The following is a 12,926-nucleotide window of genomic DNA, read 5'->3' as shown; positions in this document are numbered from 1 at the left end:
GTATAGTTTGTTTTAGCGCTTGTCTTGAACCAGGAAAAAAAGGGTAAAAGGATTTTCAGGATGTTTTGTCTTGAACCTTTCGTCTTAACAGGAAGGTTGTCTTGAACCAGGAAAGGAAGGATAAAAGGATTTTCAGGATGTTTTGTCTTGAACCTTTCGTCTTAACAGGAAGGTTGTCTTGAACCAGGAAAAAAAGGATAAAAGGATTTTCAGGATGTTTTGTCTTGAACCTTTCGTCTTAACAGGAAGGTTGTCTTGAACCAGGAAAGGAAGGATTAAAAGATGACCATGATCCAATTTATCCTTGCATCCTTCCTTTCTTGGTTCAAAACAAAATCAACCAACCAACCAACCAACCAACCAACCAACCAATCTATTAAACTATACAGTCTAAAATCTGATATCTAAAATCTATTCTAATATTTAAAATCTAAAAAAAAAGGGATACCATTTCTGGTATCCCTTTTAATATATTCGAGCTTTCTCTTCGACCATAGGTCTAAATACTAACTACTAAATACTAACTACTAGCCTAAAATTTCCATCTCACAAAAGCTTCGATAGCTTCGTAGTTTGCTAAACCCAGGTCATGGTATAGGCCTGCTGTTTCGCTAGTACGGTCTTCAGCGCGCACCCAGAACTCTCTTGGATCATCTCCAGGGAATACTGGAAGGTCTTTTTGCGACTGGTGTTTGAAGATGGCTAGGCGCTTGCGTTTCACCTCTTGTGGAGATAGTGGAACCGCCATTTCGATCTCGTGGATTGGGTATTCGTGCCATGCTCCACGGTACAACCATAACCAGCAGTCTTTTGTCCATTCGTCGGTTTCGCGAAGGCGTAAGATTGCTGCCAATATGATATCGAAACATACTTTGTGTGTTCCGTGTGGATCGGCAAAGTCACCTGCAGCGAAGATCTGATGAGGTTTAACTTGGCGCAATAACTCCATGGTTTGTTGGATATCATCTTCGTAAGAAACTTCCTTCGAGAATTTGCCACGATCGTAGAACGGTAAGTTCTGGAAGTGAATATTTTCATCCGGTACTCCTACAAAGCGTGCTCCTGCGATCGCTTCACCCTTACGGATTAAGCCTTTGATCGTACGGATAATTTCTGGATCTACCTGATTTGGTTTTTTAATCTTGAAGAACTCGCGTGCTTCGTTATAGATATTGGTTGTTACGCCATTATCGTCATCGATTGCTACAGCGAAGTCCTGAACGAACTCTAAATAACGTAATACGTCATCATCCCATACCGCAGTATTTCCAGATGTTTGATAAGCCACATGTACATTATGGCCTTGATCTGCTAAACGGATGAAAGTACCCCCCATAGAGATCACGTCATCATCAGGGTGTGGTGAGAATAGGATAACGTTCTTTTTCGCTGGCTCTGCACGTTCTGGGCGGTTTGAGTCGTCCACATTTGGTTTACCGCCTGGCCATCCTGTAATGGTGCGCTGTAACTCGTTGAAAATACGGATGTTGATACTGTAAGCTGGGCCTTGCTCGGTAATTAACTGAGCCATACCGTAGTTATTGTAATCATCATCAGTAAGCTTCAAGATTGCTTTCTTCAGGTGAAGAGACAACCATACGACTGCTTTCTTAACTAATTTGTCTTCCCATACCACGTCATGTGCTAACCAAGGAAGGTTAAAACGCGTTAATGCGGATGCAGCGTCTGTATCTAAAACAAACTCTACATTATCCGACATCTGCAGGTAAGTTGCTGGAATATCTGAAGAGATTTCGCCTTCTACTGCTTTCTTAACAATTTCAGCTTTCTTCTCATTCCATGCCATTAACACAATCTCTTTTGCTTTGAAGATAGTGCCCACACCCATTGTAATCGCTTTTGTTGGTACATTTTCCTTACCACCGAAGTCGCGAGAAGCGTCTCTTCTAGTAAGGTCATCTAAGGTTACCAAGCGAGTACCAGAGTTAGGAGCAGAACCAGGTTCATTGAAACCAATGTGGCCTGTACGACCAATACCTAAGATTTGGATATCCAATCCTCCGAAGCTAGAGATTTTTTGTTCGTAAGCTATACAGTAAGCCTGTACATCTTCTGGCGCTAATGTTCCATCAGGGATATTGATGTTCTCCTCAGGGATATCAATATGATCGAACAATTGTTTTTTCATGAAAGCCACATAGCTTTGCTCAGCATTAGGAAGCATAGGGTAGTATTCATCCAAATTGAATGTTACTACGTTCTGAAAACTTAAACCTTCTTCTTTGTGCAAGCGTACAAGCTCTTTGTAGACTTTAACAGGCGTCGCACCGGTAGCTAGTCCGAGTACGGCCTTTTCCCCTTTTGCCTGCTTATCAAGGATGATAGCGGCAATGCGTTGAGCAACTTGGATAGAAGCTTCATCTTGAGAGGGGTATACCGAGACCGGCACTTTCTCAAAACGGGTTTCCTCTAATAAATTTAATCTTGCCATTTAAATTGAAAAATACCTTAGTGAGTAACAAATTTACTAATAAATTGGGCTGTTAGCGTAAAATTTGCAATTTCTTTTGCACAAATTTGAAATTTCTCCGTAGGTCAAAGTTCCTCAATTGTAAAAGTCATAATGTACAGCTAAAAAATGGCGCCTTTGAATAAGTTCGTTAGGCTCTACGCATCAAAGTTTAAGTTTTTTTGACAATGCATATTCTATCAACTTAGTAGCATATCCTTATATTTGAGCATAAAACAGTTTTAGGATGAAAAAATTACTATTCATATTGGCGTTTGTACCGACTTTGCTATTCGCACAGACCAAGGAAGAGCTTATCGCGACAGTGAAAGCAAACCCGAAGGATGTGCAGACCTTGCAGACTTTACAGCGCATTGGTGTCTATGATCCTGATTATAAAGAACTTCAAGGATTATTCAAAAAGCTGGACAAGAAAGTTCGCAAAAGCAACTCCGGGAAATTATTTGAGCGTTATTTAGATGCCTTGAAGAACACGCAAGTGGGCAAGAAAGCACCTAGCATTACGCAATTAAATCTTGCGGGCGAACCTTATGCCCTTTCAGATTTAAAGGGCAAGTATGTTTTGGTGGATTTTTGGGCGTCTTGGTGCCCGCCTTGCCGCGAAGAAAACCCTAGGCTCGTAAAGACTTATGCGGAATTTAAAGATAAGAACTTCGAAATCTTAGGGGTATCCTTTGATAAGGAGTTTGCGAATTGGGACAAGGCAATCAAAGATGATAAGCTGACCTGGAAACATGTGTCAGACCTGCAAGGATGGAATAACTCTGCCGGCCAGACGTATGGTGTGAAAGCTATTCCTCAAAACATCCTGATTGATCCGAATGGAATCATTATCGCTAAAAACTTGCATGGCGACGCATTGAACGCAAAGCTTCGTGAGGTATTGAAATAGGCGTTAAATACAAAAAATAGAAAAGCCGATGCTGTTTGATTAAACATAAGCATCGGCTTTTTATTTGGTATTTGCCTGTTTAGTCTAATTTATAGGCAACAACTGAATTACTATTGAAGGTAGGGACATATAAGATCCTATCCTTTGGGTTATAACCAAGATCGGCGGTATTCATCTTCCCTTGTACATCCAATAGTTCCGTTACTTGCCCTTGCGCAGTGATGTGATAGATCAAACCTCCCCAGCACGTCACTAAGAAGCTTCCATCGCCAACCGGCTCCAGACCATCTCCTCCTAGTTTCAAACCCTTCGCTATAACTGTTTTATTTGCTTTGCTGTCTATTTTCCAAAGCTCCGGACCTGCCATCGCATATAGGCTTCCATCGATAACACGTAGGCCATTTACATTAGGGACATTGCTCATAAATAGGGACGGACGATTGTTATGTAGTTGATAGATCTTTCCATCGCGCGTGTCGGAGATATAGACTTTACCTGCGCGATCTACCGTTACGTCGTTTAAGAATTTTGATTCGGGAATCTTGATCTGATTGATAACATTCCCTGTAATGATATCGACGACAACAACTTCATTAATATCGGCAATATAGAGTTGATCTCTATACAGTGCCATTCCTTTAGGTGCATTTAATCCTTCGATCCAGGTTGCATTCTTCATCGTTCCGTCTAAATTAAGAATGGCCACACCGCCTTTTCCATCGGCTGTAGAACCATCGCCATCAATCAATGTTACGAATAGCTCGGAACGCTCCGGAACATATAATACAGATTCAGGGACAGGTAATTGTTCTTTGGACTCCCATAACTGGGTAAGTTTTTTTTGCCCGAAAGAAGTACATAAAGAGAAGATAAGGGCTAGAGATAGTACGTATTTCATCATCGTTAAAACATTAATATTTATTAAGTTACAAAATAAATATACTTAATTACACCTCTTTTATAGACATTTTGTTTTAGAAAACCGTATTTTGAATTTCATTTTACAATGGCATTAACCAAAACCCTTAGACATGAGAACATTTCTTGATGACAACTTTCTTCTACACAGCAAGGTAGCAGAAGAGTTATACCATCAATATGCGAAGGACCTTCCTATCATCGATTATCACAACCATCTTCCTCCCGATCAAGTCGCTGCGAATAAGCAATTTGATAATATTACGGCAATCTGGCTTCAGGGCGACCATTACAAATGGCGTGCTATGCGCGCTAATGGTATTGACGAAAAATTTATCACCGGCACGGCATCGGATCAAGATAAGTTTAGAGCATGGGCGAAAACTGTGCCTTACACTGTCAGGAACCCGCTTTACCATTGGACGCACCTGGAATTACAGCGATACTTTGACATCCATGATCTGCTTACAGAAAAGAATGCCGACGAAGTCTACGAAGCGACATCCGCAAAGCTGCAGCAGCCAGACTTCGCTGTCGATGGCTTACTGAATAAGATGAACGTAGAAGTGATCTGTACAACAGACGATCCTATAGATAGCCTAGAATACCATCAATCTTATGCAAAAAGCGGTAAAAAGCTGAAAATGTTTCCAGCATTCCGACCGGATAAAGCCATGAGCCCGGAGAACATCGAAAGCTTTAATCAATATATCGATAAACTAGCGCAGATATCGGATCGGGAAATAAACAGCTATCAAGAATATCTGGACGCGCTGAAAGCACGCCATGACTTCTTCGCAGATAACGGTTGCTGTGTATCCGATCATGGCCTTAGCCATTTATATGCAGATGACTACACGGAAGCTGACATCAAGACTATCTTTGCAAAAATTAGACGCAAAGAGCAGTTGAACGAACAGGAGTTCAATCAGTTCAAATCGGCGATGCTAGTGCAGTTTGCAGAGTGGGATCATGAAAAAGAATGGGTGCAGCAGTTTCATGTGGGTGCATTCCGCAATACCAATGCGAAAGCAATAAAAACGTTGGGTGCTGATACGGGCTACGATAGCATCGGCGATTATAAACAAGGGGAAGCACTGGTGAAGTTCTTAAATCGTCTGGATAGCCAGAACACACTAGGAAAAACCATACTCTACAATTTGAACCCGATGGACAATGAGCTGTTTGCAGCTATGGGCGGAAACTTTAATGATGGAAAGACCATCGGAAAGATGCAGTTTGGTTCGGGGTGGTGGTACAACGACCAAAAAGATGGGATGACACGTCAGATCACTGCACTATCGAATATCGGATTAATTAGCCGATTTGTCGGAATGTTAACTGACTCCAGAAGTTTCCTATCCTTCCCTCGGCATGAGTATTTCCGTCGAATCCTTTGTGATATCTTCGCTGAGGATATTGTAAAAGGCGAATTACCGCACGACATGGAATGGATAGGCAAAATCGTTCAGGATATTTGCTATTATAATGCGAAGGCTTACTTCCCATTTAAATAACAGCGCTTTTTAGCGCTTAAGATCTTTCAATATTTAACCATTTAGGTACCGGAGGTGCTTCATACTGCTCCATCAAATCGATCAAGTCATCGATAATGTCAGCATACTGAAGCATCTTTTGGTTTTCTTCCTTCAGCAAACCTGTATCGACCATTTGCTGTATAAATTGAATCAGGTGGTCATAGAAGCCATCCACATTCAGAATACCCACAGGTTTCTTATGTAATCCTAACTGGGCCCAGGTAATCATTTCGAATAGCTCTTCCATCGTCCCGAATCCCCCTGGCAAGGCGATAATACCATCGCATAGCGCATTCATCTTCGCTTTACGCTCATGCATCGTATCCACTTCGATGAGCTGTGTTATACCTGAGTGTCCAATCTCCTTGCTGTTCAAAAACTGCGGAATAACTCCAACAACGACACCGCCATGCTCCATCACACTATCAGCAACAGCACCCATCAATCCCACACGCCCGCCACCATAAACAAGCTGGATATCTCGATCTACAAATGCTTTCCCTACAGCCTTGGCAGCATCAACAAAGGAATTCCCGAAACCTGGGCTAGAAGCACAGAACACTACAATTTGCTTTAATTTCATAAAACAAGTATAGGAATTAGATTTTAGATATTTAGATGTTAGATATAAGACATTAGCGTATGATGGCTAGGTACGGGCGTTATTTTTGGAATATGAAAGAAGCTGTTTAAGGGTTTAGAACCAAGAAAGGAAGGATGTAAGGATTGCCATATCCTGCTCATCTTTTCATCCTTCCTTTCCTGGTTCAAGACAGCGCTATCCTTATCTTCAAAGACAAACTGCCCCCCCTCCCCTCTAAAAACATAAATCCGCAAACAAAAAAGCGCCCATCCCTAGCCGCCGTACTCTATTATCTAAAATCTTATATCTAACATCTAAAAAACAGAAAGGCCCCAGGTGGAGAACCTGTAGGCCTTTAACTTAACTAAACATTGAAACAAAACTCTTTTATTAGTTCGCTCTCTCCTTCTCTTCGTTACTTGAATCGCGACGGCGAATCTGTTGCTTTAAGTTACCGAATTTGTAGGTATAGGTAAGACGAACGCTTTGATTATCATTATATTGACGAATCTTTGAATTAAACTCTTCGAAGTCAGTGTCCACATTATTTCTGTTCGATCGGAACACATCGCTCACAGCAAGCTTCAATGAGCTTTTCTGATCTTTGAAATTATAGTTTAAGCCTAGGTCTAAGTTTATGCGGCCACTAATCTTGTATACGTTATATATAAACGGCGTATTTCCATTAATATTGGCTTCCGCAGAAAATTGATTGCTCAATTTAAAGGTATGCATACTGTTTGCTTGGATAAAAAACGATCCTAGGTCGGCATAATAGCCAGCAATCGGCCCTTTAAAGTGCATGTAGATCCCTGTAAAATTATTGTTCATTGTCCAGAACTTGCCGACGCGATATGGAATATTCATATTCAAATAAGAAGTTACTGACTTGGCTAAATTATCACGCGTAATCCAGGTCTCGTTGGTTTCCTTATTCTGCCCCATGCTTTCCACCATTGCATCATTGGTGATATCGGTACCTAAGGTAAAGTTGAACATCTGCATCAGCGTATAGTTCAAAGAGAAGCCATGAGTATACTGTGGATTGACGTAAGGATTACCTTCCTGGAACGTCAATTTATCGATATAATAACGGAACGGATTTAAGAAACGATAGTTAGGTCTGCTGATCTTCCGTGCATAGCTTAAGGTCAGGATATGATTAGGACTAATGTTATATCCCAGGTTTGCCGAAGGGAAAAAGTCCAAATAATCGCGTTTCACGCGGGAATCCTTTGTGATCGAATGACCATCAGAGATGGTGTATTCTGCGCGCACACCGGCTTTCGCGGTCCACTTCCCAAACTCGGTACTGTAATCCACATAACCCGCCGACACTTGTTCGGTATACACGAAATGATTAGGTCTTCCTTCATAATCTTCCCACTGCCCGCCTACGAAGCGCTCAAAACCAAGGTCGTTATCCGACTTTACATTGCTATATTTTAACCCGGCCTCTAACTTCCCTTTTTTGAAAGGCTTCACATAGTCTAATTTGGAAACATAGATATCAATATCTACCGGCATACTACTTCGTTCTCTTTCTTCCGGACGCAATAGTCCTCCTACTGGGTTTTCCGTTGTGTAGAAGTAATCGACATCAGACTTCGTACGAAACATGCTCCAGTCGAAGTCGAACGTCAGCTTACTGCCCGTCGTATCGATCTTATACTCATTATTGAAGTTTGCCGAATAGCGGTTAAACTTCGCAAGGCTATAGGAGTTCGCTCGCATAATCGAGTCTGTTACATTCAGCGAAGGACCGATGTAAGAAGCACTCAGGTTGTCGCCGTCTTCTTCATTGTTGTTTCCGGTAAACTGTAACAACATCGTATTTTTTGATGAAGTCTTTTGCTCCACACCAAAACGATAGTTATGGTTCTTCTCTCTTTCTATCAGACCAGCTTGCTGATCAAATACCGTAGACTTCCCATTATTCGCAATCGTTCTTTCCAGATTCAACTCAGTTTCACGTTTATTGTCAGTATAGGCGTAAGAACCGAATACCGTTGTGTTATTCTTTTTATAGTTCAGGTTTACTGAGCTGTTGCCTCTAAAATGTTTTCCTTGGGCAGCACTAGCCACAAACGATCCATTGAAGCCTTCTGTATTATTCTTTTTCAACACAATATTAATGGTTCCCACAGCGCCTTCTGCATCGTCCTTTGCCTGTCTGGTCGTTGTTACTTCCACACTTTTGATCTGAGCCGCATCGGTAGACTTCAAGAAGGTTGCTAATTGCTCGCCAGTCATGAAAGTTTGACGGCCATCAATGGTCACAGTTACACCTTGCTGCCCCATGAGCTGCAGATTATCATCCTTATCCACACTAACTCCAGGAGCACGCTTAACAACTTCTAAGGCGTTACTACCGGCAGCGAGGGTGGAATTTTCTACATTCAAAATCAACTTACCATCCTTATTCTGAACCATAGGAGCCTGACCACGCACAGTAACAGTTTCTATAGCCTGACTTGCTGCCGCAAGTTTAATATCTGGGACGTTATAAGCAGATTCGCCTAAATCAAAGTTCGCCGACTTGCCGTTCGCAAAACCTACAGAAGAAACTTGGATGTAGTAATTTCCTTTAGGCGCTTTTAATATGATATAATTACCGTCTTGGTCGGTCAATGCTGTTTTAATTAATACATCTGACGATGAAGACATCAAATACACCGATGCCGAAGCAATGGGTTGATTATCTTGATTAACGACTCGCCCTTTAATATCTGCGTCTTGCGACTTTGCTAATGCCTGGTTAAATAGCATAACCATTGTTACGACGATTAGCACAATTACTCTTCCCATTTTTGTTTCTCTTTTGGTTGGTTGTTGAAATATGTTTCCCTGTCCGGTCTATAAAACGATTAGATCGGTTAATAATAATTTACTCTATTGACGATACTATTTAAGCTTTGGTTGCAGTAGTTTTATCTTTTTTTTCAGTTTTATCTTCTAAATCTTTAATTGCTTTTTCAATTTCCTTGGCTTTCTTTTCTGCGGCCTTTTCGAGTTCTTTAGCTTTCTTTTCTATTTCATCCTCTATTTCATCAGCCTCTTCCTGCGCTTTCTCTTCCGCCTTCAATCGATCTTCTTCCATCTTTCGGATACAACGAAGTCCGTTTGCAGTCATAATCCATTCGGTAGATTTCGCTTCCGCATCATATTGAGAGCACTCCCATGTAGAGATATCATGTACCTTATAATCGAGAGATTCATTCAACGATACTTTCGTACCTACCGGAAGATAAACAACCATACCTACATGCTGATCCCTGAACTTATCTTGCTTACTCATCGCAAAGTGGCTGTCGAATGAAACGACATTCTTATCTTGTTTGACCTTGTAAGAAATGCGCGATGCACGGTCAGAAGCTTCTTTATAGGTATTTCCTTTCGCTCTATAATTGTATTGTATATATGGTGCTTTTAATGAATCTATCGCTTCAAAACGGATAGAAATATCGCGTCTTAAATAATCCGCCAAGTTTTCGCCCTTAACATTGATATTGAATTTCTTATTGTTGAATTCCTCGTCTGAAGCTTTGATCACACGAACATCGTTCTCTGTAAATACATAAGAAGCGCTTTTATCCAGTGGTTTTTCAACACTGATCGTACTCACTTCCTTGAACTCTTGCTGTGTGATAACAACGAAGTACAAGATCATGACAATTGAAATAATCCAAGTAGCGAACAAGGTCATGCTCAAGTAGTTGTTCATGCGTTGCACCTTGAACACGATGCGCAGCATAATGTAGAACAGAGCAAAAGTAGGAATACCGATAGCCATGAATCCAGCTAGCAGGGCGAAGAATCCAGAAACTGGGGTCATCACTTCGAGTGGCGGAAGCATGATATCATTCTTGATACCCATTAGGTTCAACGTGCCGAACACAAAAGTGATAAACAAGCCAATAATTGCAAATCCACAGGTAATCAGCAAGATGATCGCCACAAACTTCCCAAACATCGTGAGAATGCGACCCAATAGATCACCTACCGTACGAACCCCTCTGTTAAAATGTTCGCCGGCGCCCGAAAAATTTTCTCCGAGCCCTTTCATTTCTTCATCGAAGGACTTCTTAAAGTTCTGCAGGTTGGCTGCCTCTCCACGCATGGCCATTTTATCAGCTCGCGTTAATGCTTTAGGCATCACTGCCCATAAAACAACATACAATAGCACCCCAGAACCACCAAATAGGAAGAACAAGACAAAGATGATACGGATCCATTTGGACTCTAGGTTAAAATAATGACCTAATCCTGAACACACCCCTCCGAAAATGCGATCATCCATATCGCGCATTAACTTCTTCGATGCAGGGTATGTAAATGCAGGTTCGCTATAGGGTTCCTCCTCTTGTTTTGGCTCCTCAACAGGTTCTTCAAAAACATGGCTAGGCTCCGCGTCGGTTGCAGCAGCAAATTGCGGCTCGTGCTCCTCGCGAACATCCTCTTGAAAGTCCACGTCAAAGTCGCTCACACGACCCATTTGACCAATGACTTCGTTGACATCCTGTACATTGATTACCTCTTTACGACCGCTTTGAATTTTCTCTGCAAACATTTCGGCAATACGATTCTCGATATCCTCAAGAATCTCTTTGCTGTCGGCAGTTTTTCCAAAGTGTCGCTTAATTTCGATCATGTATGACCGGAGTATTTCGTATGCATCCTCCTCAATGTGGAAGACTATGCTATTTATATTAATAATTATCGTTCTGTTCATGGCTATATTTAGTTAATTGTCTTAGTTAATCTCGCGGTCTCCAATTGCAGTTTGTACTGCGTAGACCAATTCTTTCCAGGTCACATCGAGCTTCTGCAGCACCTCAGTGCCCTCGGCAGTAATCTGATAGTACTTACGTGGCGGTCCAGACGTCGACTCTTGCCAGCTATAACTCAACAACCCATTGTTCTTAAGCCGAGTAAGCAAGGGATACAGCGTACCTTCAACCACTAACAACTCGGCCTTCTTCAACTCGCCGATGATGTCTGAGGCGTATATCTCTCCCCGAGAAATTATAGACAGAATACAGTACTCTAGTATTCCTTTCCTCATTTGGGTTTGTGTGTTTTCTGCTATCATAACAATACAAAGATATATCCTTTGGATGGTACTTTGCAATACATAGTACTATAAAAAAGCAAAATATACACATAACACATTGATTTACAATGCAATAATTTTTATTAGCAAATTATCAATTCCGTGATAAACATAAAAAGAGGTTGAATTCTTTTTAATCTCAATTAAAAAAGCGAATTTTAACGATAATGAATTGGATATTAAATTATGCGTGGGCAATTATCTGGGCGATCTTAATGTGTGTCCTTATGTTTATGCCCGCTACAGAACTGCCTTCAGGAAACTACTTCTGCGGATCCGACAAAATGGTGCATTGCGGAAGCTTCTATCTCCTCACCACATTAATGTTATTCGGTAGTGCGATACAGACAAAACGTAGAGCTGTGAAAATAAAAACCATGTCCATCGTTTTCTTCATCGCGATACTCTTTGTTGCCATTACTGAACTCGGTCAGATGTATTTCACCAGCACGCGTCAAGCCGATTGGTGGGATGTATTTGCAGATATGGTCGGAATAGGAATGGCCTTATTCAGTTTCCTATTATTTTATAGCCCTAGAGCACAGTATCAATAATGAAAAGATTTTTTAAAATAGCCTTTGCTGCCGCATTGATCAGCTTCACGGTAAGCTCATGCTCCATCTCTAACAATTACGACTGCCCATCCGTTCACAACGGAAAAGTACGCCGCTAAGCTTTTGCAATCGTAGCGATAGAAATACGACAGCCTGGAAATTTATCTAGCAATGTATTTCCGGCTGATGCCAGGGTGGCACCCGTAGTCAACACATCATCGAGCAACAAAACATGCTTGTGATTAAGGTCTAATTCTTCAGAACAGCGAAAGATCTTATCCACCCCTTCTGCTCTAGAAACCAGATCTTTCTTGGTTTGGCTAGCGTTATGCACGACGCGATATAAAGCCTTTTCCAACAGGGGCTTGGCTAAGCGCTCTGCAATCCCCATCCCAAAATACGCACTTTGATTATATCCTCGTTTCGCGAACCGCCTAGGATGCAGCGGAATAGGAATAATGGCATCCACATCATGGAAATACTCCATCTCGGTTAAAAGCGTACCATACATTAACCCTAAAAAGCGTCCAAGCTGTGGCTTATTCGCATATTTCATCTGATAGATAAGATGCTCCACCCGTGAAGATGGACGAAAGCGAAGCATGGCGACGGCACGTTCAACTTTTAATTTACCCTGCATGAGGATAAAACTTTCATTATAAGGATTGAGATGATCGTCTGTATAGGGCAGATGAAACAGACAGGGGGTACAAATCGTATATTCTTGATATAACAATATCTTAGAACATGCCATGCACACTTTTGGGAAAAACAAGTCTAATACAGCGCTCTTATAAGCTTTAAGCATTTTCATGCCGAAAACTAAGCAACTTATAT

10 protein-coding genes are annotated in these 12,926 nt (G+C 41.4%); 3 read left to right on the top strand and 7 right to left on the bottom strand.

Annotated elements, in window-relative coordinates; genetic code table 11:
* Positions 1 to 532 precede the first annotated feature (532 nt).
* The gene (nagB, locus tag QYC40_RS00830) at positions 533 to 2,452 is read right to left on the bottom strand and encodes a glucosamine-6-phosphate deaminase (RefSeq protein WP_301991866.1); all 1,920 of its coding nucleotides are present in this window, start codon (positions 2,450 to 2,452) and stop codon (positions 533 to 535) included.
* Positions 2,453 to 2,717: 265 nt separating this feature from the next.
* Here nagB and QYC40_RS00825 point away from each other — a divergent pair, with 265 nt between their 5' ends.
* Positions 2,718 to 3,383, top strand: a complete 666-nt coding sequence (locus QYC40_RS00825) for a peroxiredoxin (RefSeq protein WP_301991865.1) — start codon at positions 2,718 to 2,720, stop codon at positions 3,381 to 3,383.
* A gap of 79 nt (positions 3,384 to 3,462) precedes the next feature.
* On the opposite strand, the gene QYC40_RS00820 is transcribed toward QYC40_RS00825, so the two are convergent.
* Positions 3,463 to 4,284: an SMP-30/gluconolactonase/LRE family protein gene (locus QYC40_RS00820; protein ID WP_301991864.1), complete on the bottom strand. Its 822-nt coding sequence runs from the start codon at positions 4,282 to 4,284 to the stop codon at positions 3,463 to 3,465.
* Positions 4,285 to 4,414: 130 nt separating this feature from the next.
* Between QYC40_RS00820 and uxaC the strand changes: the two genes are divergently transcribed.
* Positions 4,415 to 5,818 (top strand): glucuronate isomerase, encoded by a 1,404-nt coding sequence (uxaC, locus tag QYC40_RS00815; RefSeq protein WP_301991863.1) that lies wholly within the window; start codon positions 4,415 to 4,417, stop codon positions 5,816 to 5,818.
* A 16-nt stretch (positions 5,819 to 5,834) separates the two neighbouring features.
* Here the strand turns inward: uxaC and QYC40_RS00810 are convergent, their stop codons facing one another.
* The 4 genes from QYC40_RS00810 to QYC40_RS00795 form a co-directional block, all read right to left on the bottom strand.
* Entirely contained in the window at positions 5,835 to 6,422 is a 588-nt protein-coding gene (locus tag QYC40_RS00810) for a TIGR00730 family Rossman fold protein (RefSeq protein WP_301991862.1), read from the bottom strand.
* Between the two features lie 390 nt (positions 6,423 to 6,812).
* Positions 6,813 to 9,230: a TonB-dependent receptor gene (locus tag QYC40_RS00805; RefSeq protein WP_301991861.1), complete on the bottom strand. Its 2,418-nt coding sequence runs from the start codon at positions 9,228 to 9,230 to the stop codon at positions 6,813 to 6,815.
* A 100-nt stretch (positions 9,231 to 9,330) separates the two neighbouring features.
* Positions 9,331 to 11,154 carry a PspC domain-containing protein gene (locus QYC40_RS00800; protein ID WP_301991860.1) on the bottom strand — a complete coding sequence of 608 codons (1,824 nt, stop codon included), beginning with the start codon at positions 11,152 to 11,154 and terminating at the stop codon, positions 9,331 to 9,333.
* Between the two features lie 21 nt (positions 11,155 to 11,175).
* On the bottom strand, positions 11,176 to 11,514 hold the full coding sequence (locus QYC40_RS00795; RefSeq protein ID WP_301991859.1) for a PadR family transcriptional regulator: 339 nt from the start codon (positions 11,512 to 11,514) through the stop codon (positions 11,176 to 11,178).
* A gap of 188 nt (positions 11,515 to 11,702) precedes the next feature.
* On the opposite strand from QYC40_RS00795, the gene QYC40_RS00790 reads away from it, so the two are divergent.
* Entirely contained in the window at positions 11,703 to 12,089 is a 387-nt protein-coding gene (locus QYC40_RS00790; RefSeq protein ID WP_301991858.1) for a VanZ family protein, read from the top strand.
* A 115-nt stretch (positions 12,090 to 12,204) separates the two neighbouring features.
* Here the strand turns inward: QYC40_RS00790 and QYC40_RS00785 are convergent, their stop codons facing one another.
* A complete protein-coding gene (locus QYC40_RS00785) occupies positions 12,205 to 12,903 on the bottom strand; it encodes a ComF family protein (protein ID WP_301991857.1) in 699 nt (232 codons plus the stop codon).
* Positions 12,904 to 12,926: the final 23 nt, after the last annotated feature.

The sequence above is a fragment of the Sphingobacterium sp. BN32 genome, assembly GCF_030503615.1.
Taxonomy (GTDB): Bacteria; Bacteroidota; Bacteroidia; order Sphingobacteriales; family Sphingobacteriaceae; genus Sphingobacterium.
This window is presented reverse-complemented; position numbering and strand designations above follow the sequence as displayed.

Excerpts from the sequence above, each read along its gene's own strand:
- nagB (WP_301991866.1), bottom strand. The coding sequence starts at position 2,452 with ATGGCAAGATTAAATTTATTAGAGGAAACCCGTTTTGAGAAAGTGCCG.
- QYC40_RS00825 (WP_301991865.1), top strand. The coding sequence starts at position 2,718 with ATGAAAAAATTACTATTCATATTGGCGTTTGTACCGACTTTGCTATTC.
- QYC40_RS00820 (WP_301991864.1), bottom strand. The coding sequence starts at position 4,284 with ATGATGAAATACGTACTATCTCTAGCCCTTATCTTCTCTTTATGTACT.
- uxaC (WP_301991863.1), top strand. The coding sequence starts at position 4,415 with ATGAGAACATTTCTTGATGACAACTTTCTTCTACACAGCAAGGTAGCA.
- QYC40_RS00810 (WP_301991862.1), bottom strand. The coding sequence starts at position 6,422 with ATGAAATTAAAGCAAATTGTAGTGTTCTGTGCTTCTAGCCCAGGTTTC.
- QYC40_RS00805 (WP_301991861.1), bottom strand. The coding sequence starts at position 9,230 with ATGGGAAGAGTAATTGTGCTAATCGTCGTAACAATGGTTATGCTATTT.
- QYC40_RS00800 (WP_301991860.1), bottom strand. The coding sequence starts at position 11,154 with ATGAACAGAACGATAATTATTAATATAAATAGCATAGTCTTCCACATT.
- QYC40_RS00795 (WP_301991859.1), bottom strand. The coding sequence starts at position 11,514 with ATGATAGCAGAAAACACACAAACCCAAATGAGGAAAGGAATACTAGAG.
- QYC40_RS00790 (WP_301991858.1), top strand. The coding sequence starts at position 11,703 with ATGAATTGGATATTAAATTATGCGTGGGCAATTATCTGGGCGATCTTA.
- QYC40_RS00785 (WP_301991857.1), bottom strand. The coding sequence starts at position 12,903 with ATGAAAATGCTTAAAGCTTATAAGAGCGCTGTATTAGACTTGTTTTTC.